At 66.8% G+C, this 25,165-nt stretch carries 26 protein-coding genes and 2 tRNA genes; 20 read left to right on the forward strand and 8 right to left on the reverse strand.

From position 1 onward, the window contains the following. Window positions 1-71: 71 nt before the first annotated feature. Window positions 72-623, reverse strand: coding sequence for a hypothetical protein (locus ACFWU5_RS17390; RefSeq protein WP_379246516.1), 552 nt, complete (start codon window positions 621-623; stop codon window positions 72-74). Window positions 624-719: 96 nt separating this feature from the next. Here ACFWU5_RS17390 and ACFWU5_RS17395 point away from each other — a divergent pair, with 96 nt between their 5' ends. Together ACFWU5_RS17395 and ACFWU5_RS17400 are read left to right on the forward strand one after the other, a co-directional pair. Next, window positions 720-1,790 (forward strand): enoyl-CoA hydratase/isomerase family protein, encoded by a 1,071-nt coding sequence (locus tag ACFWU5_RS17395; protein ID WP_379267916.1) that lies wholly within the window; start codon window positions 720-722, stop codon window positions 1,788-1,790. Window positions 1,791-1,992: 202 nt separating this feature from the next. Further along, window positions 1,993-2,787, forward strand: coding sequence for an enoyl-CoA hydratase (locus ACFWU5_RS17400; RefSeq protein ID WP_379246520.1), 795 nt, complete (start codon window positions 1,993-1,995; stop codon window positions 2,785-2,787). Window positions 2,788-2,797: 10 nt separating this feature from the next. Here ACFWU5_RS17400 and ACFWU5_RS17405 read toward each other — a convergent pair whose 3' ends face one another. From ACFWU5_RS17405 to ACFWU5_RS17420, 4 genes are all read right to left on the reverse strand, one after another. Next, entirely contained in the window at window positions 2,798-3,844 is a 1,047-nt protein-coding gene (locus ACFWU5_RS17405) for a hypothetical protein (protein WP_379267917.1), read from the reverse strand. A gap of 24 nt (window positions 3,845-3,868) precedes the next feature. Further along, a complete protein-coding gene (locus ACFWU5_RS17410; protein ID WP_379267918.1) occupies window positions 3,869-4,456 on the reverse strand; it encodes a MarR family winged helix-turn-helix transcriptional regulator in 588 nt (195 codons plus the stop codon). 39 nt (window positions 4,457-4,495) lie between these two features. Beyond that, a tRNA-Cys gene (locus ACFWU5_RS17415) sits at window positions 4,496-4,567 on the reverse strand. 67 nt (window positions 4,568-4,634) lie between these two features. After that, a complete protein-coding gene (locus ACFWU5_RS17420; protein ID WP_379267919.1) occupies window positions 4,635-5,234 on the reverse strand; it encodes a hypothetical protein in 600 nt (199 codons plus the stop codon). 143 nt (window positions 5,235-5,377) lie between these two features. Between ACFWU5_RS17420 and ACFWU5_RS17425 the strand changes: the two genes are divergently transcribed. Both ACFWU5_RS17425 and ACFWU5_RS17430 read left to right on the forward strand, forming a co-directional pair. Next, window positions 5,378-5,746 (forward strand): VOC family protein, encoded by a 369-nt coding sequence (locus ACFWU5_RS17425; protein WP_379246528.1) that lies wholly within the window; start codon window positions 5,378-5,380, stop codon window positions 5,744-5,746. A gap of 81 nt (window positions 5,747-5,827) precedes the next feature. Then, window positions 5,828-6,058 carry a hypothetical protein gene (locus tag ACFWU5_RS17430; protein WP_379246530.1) on the forward strand — a complete coding sequence of 77 codons (231 nt, stop codon included), beginning with the start codon at window positions 5,828-5,830 and terminating at the stop codon, window positions 6,056-6,058. A 558-nt stretch (window positions 6,059-6,616) separates the two neighbouring features. On the opposite strand, the gene ACFWU5_RS17435 is transcribed toward ACFWU5_RS17430, so the two are convergent. The 3 genes from ACFWU5_RS17435 to ACFWU5_RS17445 form a co-directional block, all read right to left on the reverse strand. Then, window positions 6,617-6,689: transfer RNA gene (locus tag ACFWU5_RS17435), tRNA-Arg, on the reverse strand. A gap of 86 nt (window positions 6,690-6,775) precedes the next feature. Further along, on the reverse strand, window positions 6,776-7,480 hold the full coding sequence (locus tag ACFWU5_RS17440) for a DUF305 domain-containing protein (RefSeq protein WP_379267920.1): 705 nt from the start codon (window positions 7,478-7,480) through the stop codon (window positions 6,776-6,778). Beyond that, entirely contained in the window at window positions 7,480-8,367 is an 888-nt protein-coding gene (locus ACFWU5_RS17445; protein WP_379267921.1) for a DUF3105 domain-containing protein, read from the reverse strand. Before ACFWU5_RS17445 ends, ACFWU5_RS17440 begins: the two co-directional genes overlap by 1 nt. Window positions 8,368-8,456: 89 nt before the next feature. On the opposite strand from ACFWU5_RS17445, the gene argS reads away from it, so the two are divergent. The 16 genes from argS (at window position 8,457) to ACFWU5_RS17525 (ending at window position 25,141) form a co-directional block, all read left to right on the forward strand. Next, entirely contained in the window at window positions 8,457-10,118 is a 1,662-nt protein-coding gene (argS, locus tag ACFWU5_RS17450) for an arginine--tRNA ligase (protein ID WP_379267922.1), read from the forward strand. A 34-nt stretch (window positions 10,119-10,152) separates the two neighbouring features. Further along, window positions 10,153-11,577, forward strand: a complete 1,425-nt coding sequence (gene lysA, locus ACFWU5_RS17455) for a diaminopimelate decarboxylase (RefSeq protein ID WP_379267923.1) — start codon at window positions 10,153-10,155, stop codon at window positions 11,575-11,577. Further along, window positions 11,574-12,914, forward strand: a complete 1,341-nt coding sequence (locus ACFWU5_RS17460) for a homoserine dehydrogenase (protein ID WP_379267924.1) — start codon at window positions 11,574-11,576, stop codon at window positions 12,912-12,914. The genes lysA and ACFWU5_RS17460 overlap by 4 nt, the downstream gene beginning before the upstream one ends. Beyond that, entirely contained in the window at window positions 12,911-14,005 is a 1,095-nt protein-coding gene (thrC, locus tag ACFWU5_RS17465) for a threonine synthase (protein WP_379267925.1), read from the forward strand. Before ACFWU5_RS17460 ends, thrC begins: the two co-directional genes overlap by 4 nt. Window positions 14,006-14,027: 22 nt before the next feature. Further along, complete coding sequence (gene thrB / locus ACFWU5_RS17470; RefSeq protein WP_379246544.1) at window positions 14,028-14,954, forward strand: homoserine kinase; 927 nt, start codon at window positions 14,028-14,030, stop codon at window positions 14,952-14,954. A 360-nt stretch (window positions 14,955-15,314) separates the two neighbouring features. Then, entirely contained in the window at window positions 15,315-17,366 is a 2,052-nt protein-coding gene (gene rho, locus ACFWU5_RS17475) for a transcription termination factor Rho (RefSeq protein WP_379246546.1), read from the forward strand. Between the two features lie 220 nt (window positions 17,367-17,586). Further along, window positions 17,587-17,823, forward strand: coding sequence for a 50S ribosomal protein L31 (rpmE, locus tag ACFWU5_RS17480; RefSeq protein ID WP_379246548.1), 237 nt, complete (start codon window positions 17,587-17,589; stop codon window positions 17,821-17,823). Window positions 17,824-17,922: 99 nt separating this feature from the next. Beyond that, window positions 17,923-18,993, forward strand: a complete 1,071-nt coding sequence (prfA, locus tag ACFWU5_RS17485) for a peptide chain release factor 1 (protein WP_379246550.1) — start codon at window positions 17,923-17,925, stop codon at window positions 18,991-18,993. 109 nt (window positions 18,994-19,102) lie between these two features. Beyond that, complete coding sequence (prmC, locus tag ACFWU5_RS17490) at window positions 19,103-19,978, forward strand: peptide chain release factor N(5)-glutamine methyltransferase (RefSeq protein ID WP_379267926.1); 876 nt, start codon at window positions 19,103-19,105, stop codon at window positions 19,976-19,978. Window positions 19,979-19,988: 10 nt separating this feature from the next. Then, a complete protein-coding gene (locus tag ACFWU5_RS17495) occupies window positions 19,989-20,654 on the forward strand; it encodes an L-threonylcarbamoyladenylate synthase (RefSeq protein WP_379246554.1) in 666 nt (221 codons plus the stop codon). Between the two features lie 13 nt (window positions 20,655-20,667). Then, window positions 20,668-21,798, forward strand: a complete 1,131-nt coding sequence (locus tag ACFWU5_RS17500; RefSeq protein WP_379246556.1) for an MraY family glycosyltransferase — start codon at window positions 20,668-20,670, stop codon at window positions 21,796-21,798. Between the two features lie 28 nt (window positions 21,799-21,826). Continuing rightward, window positions 21,827-22,285 (forward strand): hypothetical protein, encoded by a 459-nt coding sequence (locus ACFWU5_RS17505; protein WP_379246558.1) that lies wholly within the window; start codon window positions 21,827-21,829, stop codon window positions 22,283-22,285. A 285-nt stretch (window positions 22,286-22,570) separates the two neighbouring features. After that, on the forward strand, window positions 22,571-23,425 hold the full coding sequence (gene atpB / locus ACFWU5_RS17510) for a F0F1 ATP synthase subunit A (RefSeq protein ID WP_379246560.1): 855 nt from the start codon (window positions 22,571-22,573) through the stop codon (window positions 23,423-23,425). 72 nt (window positions 23,426-23,497) lie between these two features. Continuing rightward, window positions 23,498-23,746, forward strand: a complete 249-nt coding sequence (locus ACFWU5_RS17515) for an ATP synthase F0 subunit C (protein WP_379246562.1) — start codon at window positions 23,498-23,500, stop codon at window positions 23,744-23,746. A 5-nt stretch (window positions 23,747-23,751) separates the two neighbouring features. Further along, entirely contained in the window at window positions 23,752-24,309 is a 558-nt protein-coding gene (locus tag ACFWU5_RS17520) for a F0F1 ATP synthase subunit B (RefSeq protein WP_379267927.1), read from the forward strand. Between the two features lie 19 nt (window positions 24,310-24,328). After that, window positions 24,329-25,141, forward strand: coding sequence for a F0F1 ATP synthase subunit delta (locus tag ACFWU5_RS17525; protein WP_379267928.1), 813 nt, complete (start codon window positions 24,329-24,331; stop codon window positions 25,139-25,141). Window positions 25,142-25,165: the final 24 nt, after the last annotated feature.

The following is a 25,165-nucleotide window of genomic DNA, read 5'->3' on the forward strand; positions in this document are numbered from 1 at the left end:
TACTAGGACATCAAACTAATTCTAGTGTGAACGGCGTCACTCTGCTGCGAAACGGGCCCCTCGGTGCGGGTTCAGCGGATGAGCGTGGTTTCCTGCGCGCGGATCGTGCGGAAGAACCTCGGGCCCACGTCCGCGCCGTCGTGGTTGTAACTGTCGATGATGTCGGCGAGCTCGTCGGCGAGTCGGCGCAGGTCCCTGGTGGCGGTGATGCGGTCGAACTCGTCGGACTCCCAGCCCCAACTGGGCGGGATCTCGGTGATCGTGACCACGATCTGGTCGGCGAACGGGGTGGTGACCGCCACCGCGAGCTCGGCGGGGGCGGCGGCCAGCGGGCTGTGGATCGTCACCTCGCCGGGGGCGCCCGCCGGGGCGAAGGTGCGCGCGAACGCGATGTCCTCGCGCACGAATTCCACGATCGACGCGGTGGTCGCGTGCCTGCCCGCGCGGTGGTGGCGCGACCCGTAGACGCGGTCCGCGGCAGCGTGAGAAGGGTTGTGGTCCATGGTTTTTCGCAGCAACCGTTGCAGCATCCGCTCGGCGGTGGCGCGTTCGCCCGCGCCGGTGTTCTCATGGTCGATCAGTGCGCGTAGGCGCGTGATGCGCACGAAGTGGTCGCTGCCCATGACCTGATTGTGCCGCACATCGCGCGCCGTGGAATGCGTCACATCCGGCGTGCCACAGTTTCAGATACTCGGACATCCAACTTTATCGTGACGGGCATGAGTGAAGCGGAAGTGCTGTTCGAGGTGCGCGACGCGCTGGGTCTGATCACGTTGAACCGGCCGCGCGCGATCAACGCGCTCAACCACTCGATGAGCCTGGCCATCACCGAGAAACTGCGCGCGTGGGCCCTCGACCCGGCCATTCGGACCGTCGCGGTCGTCGGCGCGGGCGAGCGTGGGCTGTGCGCGGGCGGCGACATCGTGGCCATCCACCGCGACGCGAAGGCGATCAACGACGGCGGCCCCGACGCGCCCGCGCCGCTGGACACCGCGGCGGCCGCGTTCTGGCGCGACGAATACCTGCTCAACGACCTGATCGGCAGTTATCCCAAGCCGTATGTGGCGGTGATGGACGGGATCGTGATGGGCGGCGGGGTCGGGGTGTCCGCGCACGGCAGCCATCGGATCGTCACCGAGCGGTCGCAGATCGGGATGCCCGAGGCGGGCATCGGCTTCGTGCCCGATGTCGGCGGCACCTACCTGCTGTCGCACACGCCCGGCGAGCTGGGCACGCACGTGGCGTTGACCACCGCGCGGATGGGTGCGGGCGATGCGATCGTGGCGGGGTTCGCCGATACGTTCGTGCCGTCCGACGATCTGCCCGCCCTGCTCGACGCGCTGCGCACCTCCTCTGCCGACGAGGCCATCGCCCGATTCGCCACTGCCGCACCGGAATCCGAGCTGAACGCACAACGCGACTGGATCGATACCTGCTACGCCGCCGACACCGTCGAACAGATCGTGGAAGCCCTGCGCGCCGCCGACTCTCCGGAAGCGACCAAGGCGTGCGAGGACCTGCTGTCCAAGTCGCCGATCGCGCTGAAAGCGACCCTGCGCGCGCTGCGCAACGCCCGCGAGCACACCCTGGCCGGGGCGCTGAACGTCGAATTCCGGATCACCGTGGCCGCGCTGAGCACGCACGATCTGGCCGAGGGGATTCGCGCGCAGGTGATCGACAAGGACCGCACCCCACGTTGGTCGCCCGCGACGCTCGCCGACGTCACCGATGCGCAGGTCGAGGCCTACTTCGCCCCGCTCGGCGAGCACGAACTGGGTTTGCCCGCCTGAGACCCACGATCCGCCCCCCAATCGGCCGTTGCAGCCCTACCAGCCGCCACCCGCGACCAGCCCGAAATCAGCCGCCAGCACTCGCAGCCGCCACCCGCGACCACATGAGGTGACCGGGTCGGTGGACCCTCGGGGCCGCGGCCACGCGCACGCCAATAAGCTCTGCAGCAACCGTTAACCGTTGATCGACAAGAGGGTGGCCGTGACCGAATTCGAGACGATTCTGCTGGAGCGCAAGGGTGGCACCGACGGTAAAGGTGGGGTCGGCTGGATCACCCTGAACCGGCCGAAGGCGCTCAACGCCCTCAACGCCCAGGTCCTCGACGACGTCATCGCCGCGCTCGACGAACTCGACCGCGACGATTCCATCGGCGCCGTGGTGATCACCGGCTCGGAGAAGGCCTTCGCCGCGGGCGCCGACATCAAGGAGATGGCGCCCAAGTCGTACATGGACATGTTCCTGGCCGACTTCTTCGCCCGCTGGGACCGCCTGGCCAACTTCCGCAAGCCCACCATCGCCGCCGTGTCCGGCTACGCGCTGGGTGGCGGCTGTGAGCTGGCGATGCTGTGCGACATCCTGATCGCCGCCGACACCGCCAAGTTCGGGCAGCCCGAGATCACCCTCGGCGTGATCCCCGGCATCGGCGGCTCGCAGCGCCTGACCCGCGCGATCGGCAAGGCCAAGGCCATGGACCTGATCCTGACCGGCCGCATGATGGGTGCCGAGGAAGCCGAACGTTCCGGGCTGGTGTCGCGGGTCGTGCCCGCCGCCGAACTGCTGGACACCGCGCTCGAGGCGGCGCAGACCATCGCGTCGATGTCGCTGCCCGCGGCGATGATCGCCAAGGAAGCGGTGAACCGCTCGTTCGAATCCACGCTGGCCGAGGGTCTGCTGTTCGAACGCCGGGTGTTCCACTCGCTGTTCGCCACCGAGGATCAGAAGGAAGGCATGGCCGCGTTCATGGAGAAGCGTCCGCCGAACTTCACCAACCGCTGATTCGCTTGCGCTAGTTGGGTTTCCAGCGCGGCGCACCATCGATGAAATGCGCGGTACTCGGCGCGGTCCCCGGTTCGGGAGGCCGCGCCGAGTCGTTGCTGAGCAGGCCGGCGATCGTGCCGCCCAGGGTGGCTGTGATCGCGACCGCGATGAGCAGTCTTCGCTGGCCGATGCGCGGCGCGACAGGTGTTGCTCCCGCGCGACGACGCGGCATTCGCAACCGTGCCGAAGGTTTGCGTTCGCACAGCAACACCGCGCCGCGTGCCGAAACATATTCCGGCTCAGGGTCATACACGATCGGTAGACCGATCAGCCGGGCGAGATCGGCTCGCAGGCTCGGGTTGCGGGTGCAGCCGCCCAGCAGCGCCAGCGCGCCGGGCTGCACGCCGGTTTCCGCGATGATCTGCCGCACGAATTCCGCCGAATCATGCAGTCCCGCTTCGCATAACTCGGCCAGGTCGCTGCGGGTCAGTACCGCGCGTCCGCCGGTGTCGGCGTCGGACGCGGTGACAACGGCGGTGCGGCTCAACGACTCTCGATGTTCTCGGCTGGTGTGCGCGTCGGTGGAGATGCCGCCGCGGGCGAGCTGCCAGCGCAGGAGCGCGTCGTAGCCGTTGCCGCTCAGTGCGGTGCTGCGCCTGCTCGCGAGGATGGTGTCGGTGCGGCAATCCGCGTGTGTGACAGTCAAACCCGAGCAACCGAGGTCGTAGAGCAGGACCGAATCGGTGGCGGGCAACATGCCGGTGAAGCGCAGGTAGCGCAGCTGGGCCAGTGGTTCGTCGACGATCGCGAAATCGGCCTGACCTGCGGCCGCCCGGATCGCGTCGGCCTGCAGTTCGCTGCGGCAGGTGACGGCGGTGCCGGAGATGTACTCGTCGCGTTGCGCCGCCGCCGCGCGCATTCGCTCGATCGCGAGAATTACCGATTCCTCCACCGAGCCGCCCGCCCGGCGCGGTACCCGAATCCGGTCGATGGGCGGCATGTGCGGCTGATCGGAATGGGTCAGCACCGCTCGGGCACCGCCTGCGCCCGCCGACACCCCCAGAATCAGCACCATCGCTTCATCGTGGACCTTTTTCGGCTACCTGCCAAGAGATTCGGTCGAAGATTCCCCGGTCGGTTGCCAGGTCGCGTGGAATGCGAGGTTTTCCGGGTCGTCGGCCTCGAAGTCACCGGCGTCGTGTCGGAACTGGGCCAGCAGGGCGACCAGGTCGCGGCCCTGGTCCGGCGGTAGGCCGGGCTCGGCGAACACCTCGGTGTTCAACGCCTCCGTCGCCTCGGCAACGGATTTCCTTCCCGCGCTGGTGATTTCGATCAGCGTTGCCCGTCGGTCACTGGGATGCGGGACGCGAGCCACCAGACCGGCGGCCTCGAGTCGATCGACGGTATTGGTCACGCTCGTGGGATGCACCTGCAGCCGCGCGCTCGCCTTGGCCATCGGCAGCGCGCCGGTCCGGCTGAAACTGAGCAACTGCAACAGTTCGTACCGGGAGAACGTGAGCCCCGACGGTTTGAGCGCCTCGTCGACCCGCGCCATCACGATCTGCTGCGCACGCACCAGCGACGTCACCAACGCCATCCCGTCGGCCACCGACTCCCACCCGTGCCCCACCCACTGACGGTAGGCCTCGGCGATGGGGTCCTGGGAAAGCGGTCTGGGCCGTGACATGAAAACGATCATTCCACGACCCAGCCGCTTTCCCCACAGAGCGAGCGGCGGGAATTGAACCCGCGTAACCGGCTTTGCAGACCGGTGCCTCAACCTCTCAGCCACGCCCGCCTCGCCATTGATAATGCCGAGTTCGCACAGTCGCGGACAGGGTTGCGATCAGCGTGATCGCAACCGGTCAGTGCTTGTTGGCCGGCGCCGAGCAGATCTTCCAGGTGCCGTCTTCCTTGGCCAGATGTTCCTCGGTGCTGGACTCGGTAGCGGGCTGTTCGCCCTGCACCGACAGCGTCAGCTGGCCGACCACTGTCGCCTTGGCATCGTCGCCGGTGATCACGATGTCCTTCACCTCGTCGATGCTCACCTGCACCGTGGCCTTGTCGAACTGCTCGCGCTGCTCGGCGGTGAGATTGTCGATCTCGGTGCGATCGGCCTGGCAGGCCAGCTGCGCGGCGGCGATGAAACCGTCCGAATCGAGGGTGTCGTAGAAATCGCGCACCGCGACATCGATCTGCTTCTCATCCGACGACAACGGCGTACGCCCCTGCATCGTGAGCACCACGCCCGTGACCAAGACGCCGATCACCACCAGCGCGACAACGCCGAGCGCGACGAACAGCCCGGTCCGCTTCTTCTTCGGCACCTGATCCGAAAACCCTTGCGCCCCATCCGGATACCCCGGCGGCGGACCTTGCGGCGGCACCCCCTGCGGCGGTGTCCCCTGCGGGAAGGGCGGCTGCTCACCGAAAGGAGGCTGTTGCCCCTGCGGCGGATTCGTCATGGCAACGCTCCTGATGTCATCGGGGACAACGCCCCCCAAAACCAGTGGAACCGTGCGAGATCAAACCAGAACACGAAGCTTTCGGCGTACCGTAACGTGCTGCTTCGCCCCAGCGAAATCTGGGGCCGTCCGAGGAGTTGAAAATGCCCCCACGCCTGGACCTCGTCGCAATAACCCTCGATTGCGCCGACCCTCAGAAGCTGGCCGAGTTCTACCACCTGGCAACCGGTTTCGAACCGCACCCCGAGTCCGGCGCCGACTTCGCCGGCCTGAACCGTGCCGACGGACTATTCCTCGGATTCCAGCGAGTAGAGAACTACCGCGCGCCGCAATGGCCCGAACAAACTGTGCCCCAACAGATCCACCTCGACTTCAAGGTAGAAGACCTCGATCCCGCCGAGACCATGCTGCTGAACCTGGGAGCAACCAAACCCGAACACCAGCCCGCCGGCACCAAAGCCCGCGTCCTCCTCGACCCCGCCGGACACCCCTTCTGCATCACCCTCGTCTGAGCTACGAGAACGGCAGCCGGAGAGCTTGGCGGGAACGCCGGTCGCCGTCGCTTCGTATCCGTCAGGACTACGCTCGCCGCCATGACATCAGCTGATGATCCGAACGGCGAAATGACGGCCATGTCGTTGAGCGATGAGGACCAGGAGCTCGTAGACCTCGAAGAGCCTGTGGTCGATGGTCCGACTCCCATGACAGCGAGGGACTTCGTGGCTGACTCCATGGACGGCCAAGCGCAGGACTCGGAGTGGACGGTATCGGGTGAACCTTCGGTCAGCGGTTCCGGGTGGACAGTCGAGCTGCCCGACGACTGAGGGCGTTCAGCACTTCCGACGAGCCTGCTGCAGTGCCGACCACGCGTTCGGTCGCGGGAGCTGGAAGATTCGTTCGCCCGTCGAGAACAAGGTCGGGTGCCGGAAGTGTTTGGGGTGCAAAAGGTTCCGGGTGGGTTTGCCTGAAGTACGCTGGGATCACCTCCAGCTCAGGGGCGGTGCGGACGAAGTTGGTCCGGTCCGTATCGCGCCGAGAAAGGAGGTGGTGGGTATGGCGAAACATCGCCGGGGAAAGAGCAAGGCCCCGGTCGATTACGGCATCATCTTGACCTGTGCTGCCGTGATCGCCGGGGCGCTCCTGTTGGTCCGCCGAGTATGGCTGGCTAGCTGATCCCACCAGGGTAGGGCGTCGATGCAACGGCGTCCTACCCGCTCGGCATCACTCACGTGATGGGTCCGATGATACTGCGCCCCTCGGAATGGGTCTAGTGGATCAGTGCGCATCGGCCGGTCGCGTTTGTCTGTGGATGTGAAAACCTCGCGTCGGCGACGACTGAGGAAACGACGAAGGCCCCGACCAGTTGGTCGGGGCCTCGTGTGTGCCCTCGGCAGGAATCGAACCTGCGGCCTTCTGCTCCGGAGGCAGACGCTCTATCCCCTGAGCTACGAGGGCGGGATAGTGGCCGGTCGCGGTGAGGCGATCGGGCGTCGACAGCGTATCGCATGGGGGGCGGTGTGCCAAAAACGGTGGTGGGGTGGTCAGCTCAGGGGGAGAGGGGTGGCGCCTCGGGTGGCCAGCATGGTGGTCATCAACTGGGATTCGCTGGACTGGGTTTTGGACATCGTCGCGGCCAGGGTGCGCACGGCGGTGGTGTCGGCGTGTTCGGCGGCGTAGTCGAGCATGGGGGTGCCGCCCTGGTGGTGGCGCAGCATCAGCTGCAGGAACATCGTGTCCAGGGCGGGGCCGGTGGACTGGCGCAGGGCGGTCATCTCCTCCTGGCTGGCCATGCCGGGCATCTGCTGCATCGGGCCGGACATCGCGGGACTGCCGGAGCCGTGGTGGCCGGCGCTGCCGTGGTCGTCGGCCATCCAGCCCATGTAACCGTCGACGTTCTGGTTGGACTCGCCCCACAGCTGCAACCAGGCCTGCATGCGGCCGATCTGGTTCTGCTGGGTGGTCAGGATGTCGTAGGCCAGGCGGCGCACGTCGTTGTCGGTGGAGGCGATCAGCGCCACGCCCGCCATGTCGACGGCCTGGGCGTGATGCGCGGACATGTCCTGCGCGAAACCGATGTCGACGGCGCTGGGTGCGGGCTCGGACGCCTTTTCCAGCGGCATCCGCAACAGCACTCCCGCGACCGCGCCCAACAGCAGCAGGCCGATCGCGCCGAGCACGAGCACCGCACCGGCCGGGCGACGCGCGCCCGGCTCGGTGGTGGTGTCGTCGGGTTCGAGGGTGCTCACTACTGGCCCGAGGGCAGGCCGCCCGGAACCGGGATGTTCGGCAGGCCGGGGATGCCGGAGCCGGTGCCGCCGCCGCCGAGTTCGGTCGGGTCCTGGGTCAGGCCCTTACCGTCCATCGGGACCGCTTCGGGACCGTAGGGCGAGGAGTCGAACGGCGGCGGGTTGTTCGCGTCGAAGATCGGGTTCGAGCAGCTCGCGCCGACCTCGGGGTAGGCGTACGGGTTCTCGCGCAGCGCGGAGATGAACTGCTTGATCCGCGGGTCGTCGGCGGATTCCAGCTTGAGCTGGTGGCCCCACGACTGCAGCGAGATCGCCGAGTCCAGACCCGGGTACGGCGACATCAGCGAGTACTGACGGCCCTTGACGAAGTTCGACAGCGTCTCGACACCGGCCGCGTCGACCTTGTCCGGGTTGTAGGCGACCCAGACCGCGCCGTGCTCGAGCGAGTGCACCGCGTTCTCCATGCGGATCGGCTTGGCGTACACGGTGCCCGTGCAGTTGGCCCACGCACCGTCGTGCGGACCACCGAAGGCGGGGGACTTGTCGTAGGCCACGCGCTGCTGCGGGGTCACGTGCAGGCCGGCCGGGTACTCGGCCTTGACCACACCGTCGATCTTCGACGACGGGTCCTGGTTGTCCTTGGAGGGCACCCATTCCTTCAGGTCGGTCTGGGCTTCCCTGATCGCGGCCTGGTCCATGTACTTGGGCACCAGGCTGTAGGCCAGCAGGCCGACCAGCGCGACGATGGCAACGCCCGCGCCGAGAAGGGCCCATGGGGTTTCCCGCTTCTTGCCCGGAAGGTTGCCCTTACCGGGTTTGCGGGACGGAGACGACTTCCCCGCGGCCTTGACGGCCTTGGCTGATGTTGCGCTAGTCCTGCTCGGCATCGCTGCTTGTGCTCTTTCGACGTGTGGATCGGTGGGTTCGTGGCGGGCGGTAGTGGTTGCAAGGGGCCCAGCCAATAGGATAGAGACTCGTGACTCCAGCTGACCTTGCAGATCTCCTTCGTACCACCGCGGCGAAGGTGCTTGTCGAACGCGGACTGGACTCGTCGGTCCTGCCCGAGCAGGTCACAGTAGAGCGTCCGCGCAACCCCGAACACGGCGACTATGCCACGAATGTGGCCATGCAGGTGGCCAAGCGGGTGGGAACCAATCCTCGCGAGCTGGCCGGTTGGCTGGCCGAGGCGCTGTCTGCCAGCGAGGGAATCGATGTGGCGGAGATCGCCGGTCCCGGTTTCTTGAACATCCGACTGGCGGCTTCGGCGCAGGGCGCGATCGTGAGCCAGATCCTGGCCGCGGGCGATGTCTACGGCACCGGTGCCGCGCTGGCCGACACCAAGATCAACCTCGAGTTCGTCTCGGCGAACCCGACCGGTCCGGTGCACCTGGGTGGCACCCGCTGGGCCGCGGTCGGTGACGCGCTGGGTCGCATCCTGGCCGCGCAGGGCGCCGACGTGACCCGCGAGTACTACTTCAACGACCACGGCGCGCAGATCGACCGTTTCGCGAAGTCGCTGGTGGCGGCCGCGCTGGGCGAGCCGACCCCCGAGGACGGGTACGCCGGTGAGTACATCTCCGAGATCAGCGCGGGCATCGTCGCCGCGCATCCCGAGGTGCTCACCCTGTCCGCCGACGAACGGCACGAACTGTTCCGTAGCGAGGGCGTGCAGCAGATGTTCGCGCAGATCCGCGCGGACCTGCACGAGTTCGGCACCGACTTCGACGTGTACTTCAACGAGAGCGAACTGTTCGCCTCCGGTGCGGTCGAGCGTGCGGTCGAAGAACTCAAGAACTCGGGAAACCTGTACGAGAAGGACGGCGCTTGGTGGATCGCGTCCACCGAGTACGGCGACGACAAGGACCGGGTGGTCCTCAAGAGCGACGGCAACGCCGCCTACATCGCCGGTGACATCGCCTACTTCCAGAACAAGCGTGGGCGCGGCTTCGACCTGGCCATCTACATGCTGGGCGCGGATCACCACGGCTACATCGGCCGGTTGAAGGCGGCAGCGGCGGCGTTCGGTGACAACCCCGACACCGTCGAGGTGCTGATCGGCCAGATGGTGAATCTGGTCAAGGACGGCGTCGCGGTGAAGATGAGCAAGCGCGCGGGCACCGTGGTCACGCTCAACGACCTGGTCGAGCAGATCGGCGTCGACGCCGCCCGGTACGCGCTGGTGCGGTCCTCGGTGAACTCGAGCATCGACATCGACCTGGATCTGTGGACCAAGGCCAGCAGCGAGAACCCGGTCTACTACGTCCAGTACGCGCACGCCCGCACCAACAACATCATCGGCAATGCCGCGAAGTTCGCCGAATTCGCTTCCATCGCACCGGATTTCGCGTTGATGACGTCCGCGCGCGAAGGCGATCTGATTCGCACGCTCGGTGATTTCCCGCGCGTGGTCGCCACCGCCGCGGACACCCGCGAACCGCACCGCATCGCCCGCTACCTCGAAGAACTGGCCGGTGTCTACCACCCGTTCCAGTCCGACGACGACATGCGTGTGCTGCCCAAGGGCGACGACACGGTCACCCCGCTCAACGCCGCCCGCCTCGAACTGGTCAAGGCGACCCGGCAGGTGCTGGCCAACGGCCTGGCCCTGCTCGGCGTGACCGCACCGGAGCGCATGTGAACACCGGCAAGCTTTTCAGGAAGGACGCACAACGATGAGTGGTGCACACCCGGCCGGTCCCCGGCACGCAGAAATCGCCCACGCGCCCAGTCTCGCGCAGCGCCCCACCGACCCGCGGGAAATGATCGACCTGCCCCCGAATGTGTGGCCGCGCAACGCTTCTCGCGGTGACGACGGGGTAGTTCGGCTGGCCGGCGTGCCCGTCACCGAGCTCGCGCAGCAGTACGGCACGCCGCTGTTCGTCATCGACGAAGACGACTTCCGGTCGCGCTGCCGCGACATGGTGCAGGCCTTCGGACCCAACGCTCGCGTGCACTACGCGTCCAAGGCGTTCCTGTGCGGCGAGATCGCGCGCTGGATCCGCGACGAGGGACTGTCGCTCGACGTGTGTTCGGGTGGCGAGCTGGCCGTTGCGTTGAACGCCGGTTTCCCCGCTGAGCGAATTGCCTTGCACGGCAACAACAAGTCCGTGATCGAGCTCGAAGCCGCCGTCGCGGCCGGTGTCGGGCACGTGGTGGTGGACTCGCTGTACGAGATCGACCGCCTGGAAGCGGTCGCCGGTGCCGCGGGCGTGGTGCAGGACGTGCTGGTCCGCGTGACCGTCGGCGTCGAAGCCCACACCCACGAGTACATCTCCACCGCCCACGAGGACCAGAAGTTCGGTTTCTCGATCGCCGGTGGCGACGCCATGCAAGCGCTCGCGCGAGTATTCGAGGCCGACAACCTGCGCCTGGTCGGCCTGCACAGCCACATCGGCTCGCAGATCTTCGAACTCGACGGCTTCGAAATCGCCGCCCGCCGCATGCTCGGCCTGCTGCGCGAGGCCATCGACAAGTTCGGCATCGACCGCACCGCCCAGATCTCGACGCTGGATCTCGGTGGCGGCCTTGGCATTTCGTACCTGCCCAGCGACAGCCCGCCCCCGCTGGGCGAGTTCGCCACCAACCTGCGCGCCCTGGTCGCCGCCGAAGCCGCCCGCGCCGGGCTGCCGGAACCGACCATCGCCGTGGAGCCGGGTCGCGCCATCGCGGGCCCCGGCACGGTCACCCTGTACGAGGTCGGCACCATCAAGGATGTCGAACTCGACGGTGGCGCGCGCCGTCGCTACGTCAGCGTGGACGGCGGGATGAGCGACAATATCCGCCCCGCGCTGTACCAGGCCGACTACGATTGCCGTCTGGTCTCGCGCTCGTCGGACGCCCACGCGGTCGTCGCTCGCGTGGTCGGAAAGCATTGCGAGAGTGGCGATATCGTCATTCGCGATACGTGGATGCCCGCCGACGCGGCACCCGGGGATCTGGTCGCCGTCGCGGCGACCGGCGCCTACTGCTATTCGATGTCCAGTCGCTACAACCTGCTCACCCGACCCGCCGTGGTCGCGGTGCGTGACGGTGCGTCGCGACTGATTCTGCGCCGGGAAACGGTGGCGGACCTGCTCAGCCTGGAGGTGGAACAATGAACGGCACCAAAGACGCGGGACGCCCGCTGGGTGTAGCCGTACTCGGGATGGGCACTGTCGGTACCGAGGTGGTTCGCGTACTGCGCGATCACGCCGACGACCTGGCCTCACGAGTCGGTGCGCCGCTCGTACTGCGCGGTGTGGCCGTGCGCGACATCAGCAAGGACCGCGGCGTGCCCGCCGAATTGCTGACCACCGACGCCGAGGCGTTGCTGGCCCGCGACGATGTCGACCTGGTGGTCGAGGTCATGGGCGGCATCGACCCCGCGCGCAAGCTGATCGGCGACGCACTGGCCGCGGGCAAGTCCGTGGTCACCGCCAACAAGGCGCTGCTGGCCGACTACACCGGTGAACTGGCCGCCGCCGCCGAGGGCAGCCGCGCCGACCTGTACTTCGAAGCCGCCGTCGCCGGTGCGATCCCGGTGGTCCGGCCGCTGATCCAGTCGCTGTCGGGTGACCGGGTGAACAAGGTCGTCGGCATCGTCAACGGCACCACCAACTTCATCCTGTCGGCCATGGACGAGACCGGCGCCGCCTACGACGACGTGCTCGCCGAGGCCACCGCGCTGGGCTACGCCGAAGCCGATCCCACCGCCGACGTCGAGGGTTACGACGCCGCCGCCAAGGCCGCGATCCTGGCCTCGCTGGCGTTCCACACGCGGGTGACCGCGGCGGATGTGTACCGCGAGGGCATCACCGCGATCACCGCCGAAGACCTCGAAACCGCCTCCGCGGTGGGCTGCACGGTCAAGCTGCTGGCCATCTGCGAGCGCGTTTCCGCAGGTCCGGGCGAGCCGACTTCGGCGCAGGGCGGCAAGGATCGCGTCTCCGTGCGCGTGTACCCGGCGCTCATCCCGCGCAAGCACCCCCTCGCCTCGGTCAACGGCGCGTTCAACGCGGTGGTCGTGGAAGCCGACAACGCCGGTCGCCTGATGTTCTACGGGCAGGGTGCCGGTGGCGCCCCCACCGCGTCGGCCGTGCTCGGCGACCTGGTGATGGCCGCGCGCAACAAGTTCTACGGTGGGCGTGCGCCCGGCGAATCGGTTTATGCTGAACTGCCGATCGCGCCGATCGGCGACACCCCCACCCGCTACCACGTGAACCTGCAGGTAGAGGACCGTCCGGGCGTACTCGCCGCGGTCGCCGACACCTTCGCGCAGCACGGGGTGAGCATCTCCACGGTGCGTCAGCAGGGCCACGGCGACGGCGCGCGCCTGGTGGTCGTCACCCACCATGCGGTGGAATCGTCGCTGGCAGATACTGTCGCAGTACTGGCGGACATGGAATCCGTGACCGCTGTGACCAGCGTTCTAAGACTGGAAGGCACCGAAGAATGAGCTCCACCGGCATCGCCCCCCAGACCGGCGTGCACTCGCGCTGGCCCGGTCTGATCGCTGCCTACCGCGACCGCCTGGCCGGTGCGGCCGACTGGGAGCCGGTGACCCTGTTCGAGGGCGGCACCCCGCTGGTGCCCGCGCCGTACCTGTCCGAGCTCACCGGGTGCGAGGTGTACCTCAAGGTCGAGGGCGCCAACCCGACCGGTTCGTTCAAGGACCGCGGCATGACCATGGCCATGACCGACGCCAAGTACCGCGGTCAGAAGGCCGTGCTGTGCGCGTCGACCGGCAACACCTCGGCCTCGGCCGCGGCGTACGCCACGCGTGCCGGCATGGAATGCGCGGTGCTGATCCCGCAGGGCAAGATCGCGATGGGCAAGCTGGCCCAGGCCGTGATGCTCGGCGCCAAGATCATCCAGGTCGAGGGCAACTTCGACGACTGCCTCGAGCTGGCTCGCAAGGTCACCGCGGAATTCCCGCAGGTCGGCCTGGTGAACTCGGTGAACCCGGCGCGCATCGAAGGGCAGAAGACCGCCTCGTTCGAGATCTGCGACGTGCTGGGCAAGGCCCCCGATGTGCACGTGCTGCCGGTCGGCAACGCGGGCAACATCACCGCGTACTGGCGCGGATACCGCGAGTACCACGCCGACGGCATCACCAAGGTGCTGCCGCGCATGCTCGGCGTGCAGGCTGCCGGTGCCGCGCCGCTGGTCCACGGTGCTCCGGTGAAGGACCCCGAGACCATCGCCACCGCCATCCGGATCGGCGCCCCGGCGTCGTGGAACGGTGCGATGGAAGCCAAGGAGCAGTCCGGTGGTGCGTTCCGCGCGGCCACCGACGACGAGATCCTGGCCGCCTACCGCCTCGTCGCCGCGCGCGAGGGTGTCTTCGTGGAGCCCGCCTCGGCCGCGAGCGTTGCCGGTTTGCTGGCCGCGCGCAAGGAAGGCTGGCTGGATTCGGGCCTGACCGTGGTCTGCACCGTGACCGGCAACGGTCTCAAGGACCCCGACAACGCCCTGGCCGGAATGCCCGAGGTCAAGCCCGTGGCCGTGGACCCGGTCGCTATCGCCCGCGAACTCGAGCTGGCCTGAGTTGAGCCCTGAACCCACCCTGATGACAGCGACACTGCCCGCCGGTCTCGAAGTGACCGTGCGTGTTCCCGCCTCCACTGCCAACCTCGGACCCGGATTCGATTGTCTGGGAATGGCATTGGGCATCTACGACGAAATCGTGGTGCGCACAACCGAATCGGGTCTGAACATCCGGGTCGAGGGTGAAGGCGCCGACGACGTGCCATGGGGCCCTACCCATCTGGTGGTCCGCGCGATCGAGCGTGGACTGGAATCGCTGGGTGTGTGGGCCGACGGCCTGGACGTGGTGTGCCGCAACGTGATTCCGCACTCGCGGGGTCTGGGTTCCAGTGCGTCGGCGGTGGTCGGTGGTCTGGCCGCCGGTGCCGGGCTTGCCGCGAAGTTCGATCCCGCGCTGCGCCTGGACGGTGACCGTCTGGTGCAGCTGGCCTCGGAATTCGAAGGCCATCCCGACAATGCCGCGGCCAGCGTGCTCGGCGCAATCGTGGTGTCGTGGACCGAAACCGATGCGGTGTCGGGGCGTGACTACCGGGCCGTGCGGCTGACGCCGTCGCCCGCGTTGCGTCCGGTGGTGCTGATCCCGCAGGAGCGCTCGTCCACCGCGCACACCCGCGGGCTGCTGCCCGAGCAGGTGCCGCACGGCGACGCCGCGTTCAACGTCAGCCGGGCGGCGCTGGCCGTGGTCGCGCTGACCGAACGCCCCGATCTGCTGATGTCGGCCACGCAGGACCGGCTGCACCAGACCCAGCGTGCGCCCGCGCTACCGCTGACCACAAAGTGGATCGCGCGGTTGCGTGACGCGGGAATCGCGGCGACCGTTTCGGGCGCCGGACCGACAATTCTGGCGTTGACCACCGAAGAATTCCCCGATGACCTGCGCGAACAAGCCGAATCGGACGGTTTGCGCGTGCTCGAACCCGGCATTGCCGACGGGGTCGAAACGCACTGACGGCGTGCCTGCCTTGCCGTTGTTCGCAATGGGCAGCTATTCTGGGCAAGTCCGTACATCGTGCGCATCAGACGCCGGTGCTTCATCAGGGCAATCGCTCCCCATCACCACTGTCTTCTGGTGGCGAAGCCTCCGGTCTTCCGCGGCGGGTAGTACGGCACAGGCGTCGAACATGGACGCATAATCCGAGCTCGGCATATGTTGCCGGGTCTACGGAACGGAACCCTCGAATCAGCGCAAGGCATTCGAGGGAAGGAAAGGACTTCCGTGACAGAAACGGACCTGCTCGCGACACCCGGGGTGGATTCCAACCCTACGAACTCGGGCAGCCGCGAAAGTGAATCCGGACAGATTTCGAAAATGAGCGAACACACCGACGTCGCACGATCGGGGCTGACTGGAATGCTGTTGCCGCAGTTGCGCGCACTGGCGGGGGAGCTCGGTATCCGAGGCACCTCCGGAATGCGTAAGGGCGATCTCATCGCCGCTATCAAGGAAAATCAGGCCGGTGCGCCCGCTCGCGGCGACAAGCGCACCGAGACCGCCGCGCCTGTCGTGAACGACGCGCCCGCCAAGTCCGAAGCGCCCAAGGCCGCCAAGGCTGACAAGCCGGTCGAGGCCGTCGAGGTCAAGGCCGCGCAGGCTCCGGTCGAGCAGGTCAAGGCCGAGCCGGCCAAGGCCGAGCCGGCCAAGACCGAGCCTGCCAAGACCGAGCAGGTCAAGACCGATGCCCCCGCCGAAGCCGGTGAGGATTCCGGTCGCGAGAGCGGTCAGCGTGGTCGTGGCAGGCAGCGTCGTGGGCGTGACCAGGGCCGTTCCGGTGGTGGCGACAACGCTTCCGCCGAGAACCGCAACGCGTCCGCCGACAACCGCAACGCGGGCGGCGACAACCGGGCCGACAATCGCGCCGAGGAGCCCAAGCAGGCAGACAAGGCCGAGGGTGGCGACTCCGGCGATCGTCGACGCGAGCGTGGCGACCGCAATGGTGCCGAGCGTGGCGAGCGCAACGACCGTAATGGCAACGATCGCGGCGGCAACAACCGTGGCGAGCGTAATCAGAACGAGCGCAACCAGAATCAGGGCTCCAACGGCAACAACGCCGGCGGCAATCGCGGACCCCGCGACGACCGTGGTGACGACGACGAGGAAGGCGGCCGCGGTCGCCGGGGACGTCGGTTCCGTGAGCGTCGTCGTGGTCGCGACCGCGACGGTGGTCCGGTGGGCAACGGCCCGACCGAGGCCCGCGATTACGACATTCGCGAGGACGACGTCCTGCAGCCGGTCGCCGGCATCCTCGATGTCCTCGACAACTACGCGTTCGTGCGGACGTCGGGCTACCTCGCAGGCCCCAACGACGTGTACGTGTCGATGAACCTGGTGCGCAAGAACGGCCTTCGCCGCGGTGACGCGATCACCGGTGCGGTGCGTGCCCCGCGCGACGGCGAGCAGAACAACCAGCGTCAGAAATTCGACCCGCTGGTTCGACTGGACACCGTCAACGGTGGCGATCTGGATGCGGCGCGTCGACGTCCGGACTTCCAGAAGCTCACCCCGCTGTACCCGAACGAGCGCCTGCGCCTGGAAACCGCGCAGAACAAGCTCACCACGCGCGTGATCGACCTGATCATGCCGATCGGTAAGGGTCAGCGTGCGCTGATCGTGTCCCCGCCCAAGGCGGGTAAGACCACGATCATGCAGGACATCGCCAACGCGATCTCGATCAACAACCCCGAGTGCTACCTCATGGTCGTGCTGGTCGACGAGCGTCCCGAAGAGGTCACCGATATGCAGCGTTCGGTGAAGGGTGAGGTCATCGCCTCCACCTTCGACCGCCCGCCGGGTGACCACACCTCCGTCGCCGAGCTCGCCATCGAGCGCGCCAAGCGTCTGGTGGAAATGGGCAAAGACGTTGTGGTGCTGCTGGATTCGATCACTCGATTGGGTCGTGCGTACAACAACTCGTCGCCTGCCTCGGGCCGCATCCTGTCCGGTGGTGTCGACTCGACCGCGCTGTACCCGCCCAAGCGGTTCCTGGGCGCGGCACGCAACATCGAGAACGGTGGCTCGCTCACCATCATCGCCACGGCGATGGTGGAGACCGGTTCCACCGGCGACACGGTGATCTTCGAGGAGTTCAAGGGCACCGGCAACGCCGAGCTCAAGCTCGACCGCAAGATCGCCGAACGTCGCGTGTTCCCCGCGGTGGACATCAACCCGTCGAGCACCCGGCACGATGAACTGCTGCTGTCGCCCGACGAGATGGCCGTGGTGCACAAGCTGCGTCGCGTGCTGTCGGGTCTGGATTCGCACCAGGCGATCGATCTGCTGATGGATCGTCTGCGCAAGTCCAAGAACAACCTCGAGTTCTTGATGACGGTCTCCAAGACCGCACCGAGCGCTCTGGACGAGTGATCGTCTAGAACTACGACAAGGGCTCCGCTTCGGCGGGGCCCTTGCTGTATTTCGGGGAACAAAGCTGAGGTGGGGGGTGTTCTCAGTGGGTGCGGCCTGATCTGGCATACTGGACCGCTGTGTGTCTGCGAGGTTTCGCAGACTCCCGCCTAGTCGGTTCCGGTTCACGTACCCCACTTCTTGGGGATACGACCCGGCGACCATTATCGAGAGGACGCCCATGAAGGCAGGAATCCACCCCACGTATGTCGAGACCACCGTTGTGTGTGGTTGCGGCAACACCTTCCAGACGCACTCCACCAAGGAGTCCGGCCAGATCTCGGTCGAGGTCTGCTCGCAGTGCCACCCGTTCTACACGGGCAAGCAGAAGATCCTCGACACCGGCGGCCGCGTTGCTCGCTTCGAGGCTCGCTACGGCAAGCGCCCCGGTGCCAAGAAGACCGAAGACGCTTCCTAGTTACCTCCCCCGACGCCCGGTACTGCTTCTGCAGGCCGGGCGTCGGTGGTTTCTCTGCCCGAGGTCATTCGCTTTTTCGCACAAAATAAGGAACTTCACGTGACGCAGCCGTCTGCCATCGACGACATCCTCGCCGAATACGCGGGTCTGGAGATGCAGCTCGCCGATCCGTCGTTGCACAACGACACCGGAGCGGCGCGGCGTGTTGGTAAGCGGTTTGCCGAGTTGGCGCCCGTGATGTCGACCTATCGCAAGCTCGAGGCCGTCCGCGATGATCTCGAGGCCGCTCGTGAGCTGGCTTCCGATGATTCTTCTTTCGCCGCCGAAGTGCCCGGACTCGAGGCGCAACAGGTCGAACTCGAGCAGGCGCTGGCCGATCTGCTCGCCCCGCGTGACCCGCACGACGGTGACGACGTGGTGCTCGAGGTGAAGTCCGGCGAAGGTGGCGAGGAATCGGCGTTGTTCGCCGCCGATCTGGCGCGCATGTACATCCGGTACGCCGAGCGGCACGGGTGGAAGGTGGAGACGCTGGATGTCACCTATTCCGACCTGGGCGGATACAAGGACGCGACGCTGTCGATCAAGAGCAAGGACGCCGCGCGCGACGGTGTGTGGTCGCGATTCAAGTTCGAGGGCGGGGTGCACCGGGTGCAGCGCGTGCCGGTGACCGAATCGCAGGGCCGCATCCATACCTCCGCCGCCGGCGTGCTGATCTACCCGGAGCCCGACGAGGTCGAGCAGGTGCAGATCGACGAAACCGACCTGCGCATCGACGTCTACCGGTCGTCGGGCAAGGGCGGCCAGGGCGTCAACACCACCGACTCTGCCGTTCGCATCACCCACCTGCCCTCGGGCATCGTGGTGACCTGCCAGAACGAACGTTCGCAGCTGCAGAACAAGGCGCGCGCGATGCAGGTGCTGGCCGCGCGACTGCAGGCACTGGCCGAGGAACAGGCCGACCAGGAAGCCGCTGCCGGGCGCGCGAGCCAGATCCGCACGGTCGACCGTTCCGAACGCATCCGCACCTACAACTTCCCGGAGAACCGGATCGCCGATCATCGCATCGGTTTCAAGTCGCACAATCTCGACGCGGTGCTCGACGGTGAGCTCGACCCGCTGCTGGACGCGCTGGGCAAGGCGGATCGCGACGCGCGCATGGCCGCGGAGTAGCCGACATGATCAGCCCGTTGTCGGTCGCGTGCCAGACCAGTCCCGGTGTGCGAGGTCAGTGCAGTGACGCCGTCATCGCGTCGGGCGCGCGGGCATTAGGAGCAACTCGATGACCGAACGTCTGCGGTTGCGTCCGCTGATCGTCGAAGCCGCCGAGCGGTTGGCCGAGGCGGGCGTCGGTTCGCCCATGCCCGACGCGGAGAATCTGGCCGCCCATGTGCTGGACACCCAGCGCATGCGGTTGGCCTTGATCCCGATGGTCGAACCGGAGATCGCCGACCGCTACCGGGCGCTGATCGAACAGCGCGCCGCGCGAATTCCCTTGCAGCACTTGACCGGAACCGCCCCGATGGGCGAAATCGATCTGGCCGTGGGCCCCGGCGTGTTCGTCCCGCGCCCGGAAACCGAGCTGTTGTTCGCGTGGGCATTGGCCTACCTCGAGACGCTGCCGCACGACCACGCGCCGATCGTGGTCGACCTGTGCACCGGTTCGGGCGCCCTGGCCCTCGCGCTTGCGCACGCCCGCCCCGACGCCCAGGTCCACGCCGTGGAACTGGACCCCGACGCGATCATCTGGGCCCGTCGCAATGCCGACACCCGTATCGCCGCCGGCGACACCCCCATCACCCTGCACGCCGACGATGTCACCGACGAAACACTGCTCACCCCCCTGAACGGCACCGTCGACCTGGTCGTCTCCAACCCGCCCTACATCCCCGAAGCGGCCGTCCTCGATCCCGAGGTAGCCGACCACGACCCGCACCGAGCCCTGTTCGGCGGCCCGGACGGCCTCGACGTGATCCGCGCGATGGTCCCCACGATCGCCCGCTTGCTGCGCCCTCGCGGCGCGACGGCGATCGAGCACGACGACACCAACGGCGGGGGAGTAGCGGCACTGTTGCGTTCGGCCGGTTTCACCGACGTCACCGAACACCCCGACCTCGCAGGCAAGCCCCGCTTCGTCGTTGCCAGTCAACATCCCTAGGATAAGCCCCGTGAGTACCGTCTACGACTGTGCCGAGGCCGATTCGCGGGCCGCCGGAGTCACCGCCGCAACCAGCGCGCTGAAGTCCGGCAGGTTGGTCGTGATGCCTACCGACACGCTCTACGGCCTGGCCGCCGACGCGTTCGATTCCGCCGCGGTGAGCGATCTGCTCGCGGCCAAGCGACGCGGGCGCGATATGCCGGTGCCGGTGCTGGTCGGGTCGTGGCACACCATCGACGGACTGGTGTTCTCGGTGCGGCCGCAGGCGCGGGAACTGATCCGCGCGTTCTGGCCCGGTGCCCTGAGTCTTGTTGTGCAAGCGGCACCTTCGCTGGCCTGGGACCTCGGGGATACCCGGGGGACCGTGATGTTGCGGATGCCGTTGCATCCGGTGGCGCTGGAACTGTTGCGTGAAGTGGGACCGCTCGCGGTCTCCAGTGCCAATGTCTCGGGGCAGCCGCCCGCCACCACCGCCGCGGAAGCGCGCGAGCAGCTGGGGTCGCTGGCGAGCGTGTATCTCGACGGTGGTCCGGCCGAGCACGCGGTGGCCTCGACGATCGTGGATCTCACCGCGGATCAGCCGCGGGTGTTGCGGGAAGGTGCTGTGTCGGTGGCCGATATCGCGGAGGTGCTCGGCATGGCGCCCGAAGCCCTGACCACCGCCGCGCAGCGGTGATCGCACGCCACTGATGAGTTCAGTCGTTCCCCTGCGCGAGCTGTTGCTCGTGCTGCTGGTCTCGGCCACGGTGACCTTCCTGGCCACCGGCGGCGTGCGAGTGCTGGCCATCGCGTTCGGCGCGGTGGCGGTGCCGCGCGAGCGTGACGTGCACGTGAAGCCGGTGCCGCGCATGGGCGGTGTCGGCATGTACATCGGCGTGGTCGCCGCGGTGCTGTTCGCGCACCAATTGCCCGCGCTGCGAAGAGGTTTCGACTACGCCCCCGATATTCCGGCGGTGCTGGTGGCCGCCACGATCATCGTGCTGGTCGGCATCGTCGACGACCGGTGGGGCCTGGACGCGCTCACCAAATTCGTCGGGCAGATCACCGCGGCCGGCGTGATGGCCGTGATGGGCCTGAGTTGGTACGTGATCTACAACCCGTTCAACGACACCACCGTGGTGCTGGACGCGCTGCAGGGCGGTCTTGTCACCGTCGCCATCACCGTCACGCTGGTGAATGCGATGAATTTCGTGGACGGTTTGGACGGACTGGCCGCGGGTCTGGGATTGATCTGCGCGACCGCTGTTTTCGTGTTCTCCATCGGTTTGCTCTACGACCAGGGCGGCTCGGTGGACACCTATCCGCCCGCGTTGCTGGCCGCCGCACTGGCAGGCGCGTGCCTGGGATTTCTGCCACACAATTTCTCGCCCGCCCGAATATTCATGGGCGATACCGGTTCGATGATGATCGGTTTGATCTTGGCGGCGGTTTCCACCGGTGCTTCGGGTCGAATTCCGCTGCAGGGTTACGGCCCGCGCGACATTGTCGGCCTGTTGTCCCCACTGTTGCTGGTGGGCGCGGTGATGTTCATTCCGGTGCTGGATCTGTTGCTGGCGATCGTGCGCCGGGTACGCGCGGGCGTGAGTTTTTCCACACCGGACAAAATGCATCTGCATCACCGATTGCTACAGATCGGACATTCGCACCGTCGCGTGGTCCTGCTGATCTATTTATGGGTCGGTGTACTGGCTTTCGGCGCGGTGGGAACCTCGCTGATGGATCGGCGTCTGGTTGTCCTGCTGGTGGCGGGCGGATTGGTGTTCGCGCTGGTAGTGACCGCGATCCCCTCGATAAGACGGACCGAGTCGGCCAAACAGTGAGATCGGCGCGCAAGGTAAAGTTCGGCGCGTGAGCTTTACACCCGAACCCGTGCCCGGCCCCGATGCCCCCCTGCGCGCCGCCCTGCGTTACGGCCTGATCGGCCTCGGCGTGCTCGTGGTCGTCTCGGTGGCGATCGCCGCCGCGGTGGCCGGGATGCCCGGCCTGTGGGGTGCGCTGCTTGGCTCCGCGATCGGTGGCGGGTTCATTCTCACCACGGTCGTGGCGGTCCTGATCGGCGCCAAGCTGCCGCCGACCATGGCCGGTGCGGTCATGCTGGTCAGCTGGGTCGGCAAGATGCTGGTGGCGCTGTTGGTCATCGTGGTGCTGAACCAGTTCGACTTCTACAGCAGGCCCGCACTGTTCTTTACCGTGGTGGGAGCCCTGCTGATCGTGCTGGGCGCGGAGACGTACGGCGTTGTGAGCCAGAAGGTTCCGTACGTCACGACACGCGCGGGAGACGGCGAAACGGCTTCCGAGCAGGAATAATCCAACCCAGCTACACACTGTCGTAGATAGCTTGGTAAAGTGTTGGTAAGCAAGCACCCAAGCTAGAGGCGCAACCCGACGAACTCGGGGCAATGCCTCGGGTTGCCAGGGGGGATCATCGAGATCCCACCCGGTGCCGCTATGCTTACTGCCGATCCGGGTGGAATGTGCCCGGTTGAAGCATGTCGACGATGTCGCCGACGCCCGATCAGTAGCAGTACGGGTTACACCGTACGAGCGGCTGTCGAATTTCGAGCCGACCAGAGTCGACCCCATTGATCGTCAATGTCCGATCGAACCGCGGGAATGACCGTCGTACCCGCGGCCCGAACACGGGAGAGAACGCTGAGCGTCATCACTTTGGCGGCGGGCGAGTTTCACGCGCCATCGCTGTCCGACTTCTACCCTCCAGCAGTGCTGTTCGCGGGGACGCCGTTCGAACTCGATCGCCTGATGCTGGTCCGCCTATTGATGACCGCCGTTCTGGTGGCCGTCTTCGTGCTGGCTTTCCGGTCGCCGAAGATCGTGCCCCGCGGCCTGCAGAACGTGATGGAAGCCGGTGTGGTTTTCGTCAAGGAGCAGATCGCCGACGAGGTCCTCGGTAAGGAAACCGGCAAGAAGTTCCTGCCGCTGCTCGCGACGATTTTCTTCACGGTTCTGTTCCTGAACTTCTCCGGTGTGATTCCCGGGTTGAACATCTCGTCCAACGCGCGCATCGGCATGCCGATCGTCCTGGCCGCGATCGTGTACATCACGTACAACTACGTCGGCATCCGGAAGTACGGATTCTTCTCCTACATCCGCCACAGCATCGTCGTGCCCGACGTGCCGGTCGCGCTGCACGTGCTGCTGATCCCGATCGAGTTCATCTCGACCTTCATCCTGCGCCCGTTCACGCTGACCGTGCGTCTTCTGGCCAACATGCTGGCCGGCCACATCATGCTGGTGCTGTTCTTCAGCGCGACCTGGTACTTCCTGTTCGATGCCACCGCGTGGATGAAGGTCTTCTCGCCCTTCTCGCTGCTGGCCGGCATCGGCTTCACGCTGTTCGAGCTGCTGGTGATCTTCCTGCAGGCCTACGTTTTCGCGCTGCTGACCGCCGTGTACATCGGCCAGTCGCAGCACGCTGCCGACCACTGACCTGACTGACCAACGACCGGAAACCTGCTACACACGCCGACCGGCGGGTGAGCAACAGAAAGGGAAAGATTCATGAGCCTCGCTTACCTGGCCCAGGAAGCCGCGACCACCGAGAGCACCTTCAAGGGCTTCGGTGCCCTCGGCTACGGTCTCGCCGCGATCGGCCCCGGCATCGGCGTGGGTATCGTCGTCGGTAAGGCCATCGAAGGCATCGCGCGTCAGCCCGAGCTGTCCGGCCAGATCCGCACCACCATGTTCCTCGGTATCGCGTTCACCGAGGCGCTGGCGCTGATCGGCCTCGTCGCCGGCTTCATCTTCTGATTCCGATGCGCGACATCATCACGCTCGCAGCCGAGGGTGGAGAGGATGTGAATCCTCTCCTCCCCGCAACGTACGACATCGTCTGGTCGATCGTCTGCGTCGTCATCATCGGCGTGCTCTTCTGGAAATACGTGATCCCGCGTGTGACCAAGACACTCGAAGAACGCACGGACAAGATCGAAGGCGGTATCGCCAGGGCCGAAGCAGCCCAGGCCGAGGCGCAGCACACGCTGGAGCAGTACCAGCAGCAGCTCGCCGACGCCCGGCTCGAGGCCGCACGCATCCGCGAGGAAGCGCGCACCCAGGGCGCACAGATCCTGGCGCAGATGCGCACGGACGCCCAGGCCGAAAGCGACCGCATCGTCGCCGCCGGTCACACCCAGCTGGAAGCCCAGCGCCAGCAGATCCTGACGGAGCTGCGTTCCGAGGTCGGCCGTACGGCCGTCGACCTGGCCGAGAAGATCATCGGTCAGTCTGTTTCGGACGAAGCCAAGCAGGCGGCGTCGATCGACAAGTTCCTCAGCGAACTCGACGACACCAACTCCATCGGGGTCGGAAGGTAGCGACGCGAAAGTGAGAAGCATGTACGCAGCGAGCCGTGAGGCCAGTACCCGGTCTCGCGAGGCGCTTCGGGTCGCCCTGACCGGAAGCGAAACTGTTGCGGCCACAACGGGGTCGGAACTGTTCGCCGTTGTCGCCGTGCTGGACGACCAGCGTTCGCTGCGTGTGGCGCTCGCGGACTCCTCGGTGCCGGGTTCGGCGCGCGCTGAACTCAGCGAACGGGTCTTCGGCGGCAAGGTCAGCGCTGCCACGCAGGCAGTGCTGACCACCGCGGTGGCTCAGAACTGGTCACGCACCCGCGACCTGGTCGACACCCTGGTGCTGCTGGGGCAGGAGGCTCTGCTGGAGTCCGCTGCTGTCGGTGGGCGTCAGGACGCGGTGGAGGACGAGCTGTTCCGGCTCGGACGCATCGTCGCCGACAATCCGAAGCTGGAACAGGCACTGTCCGATCAGGGAAAGCCCGCTCCGGCGCGGCGCGAACTGATCGTGGCACTGCTCACCGGCAAGGCCGAGCCCGTCACCCTGGCGTTGGCCGAGCAGGCGGTCACCCGGCTGCGGACCAACAACATCGGCGTCTCCCTCGACGCCCTGTCCGATCTGGCGGCGGCACGTCGTGACCAGATCGTCGCCCACGTGAACTCGGCAGTCGAGCTGAACGATCAGCAGAAGGAGAAGCTGTCGGCTTCCCTGCAGCGGATCTACGGCAAGGCCGTCACCGTGCACGTGCAGGTCGACCCGACGCTGCTGAGCGGCGTCGTCGTCCGCGTCGGAGACGACGTGATCGACGGCAGCGCCACCGGCCGACTGGAGAAGCTGCGCCGCGCGCTGTCCTGACAAGGGCCCGCACACAGCAACTTC

Source organism: Nocardia sp. NPDC058640 (assembly GCF_042716995.1).
Lineage (GTDB): Bacteria > Actinomycetota > Actinomycetes > Mycobacteriales > Mycobacteriaceae > Nocardia.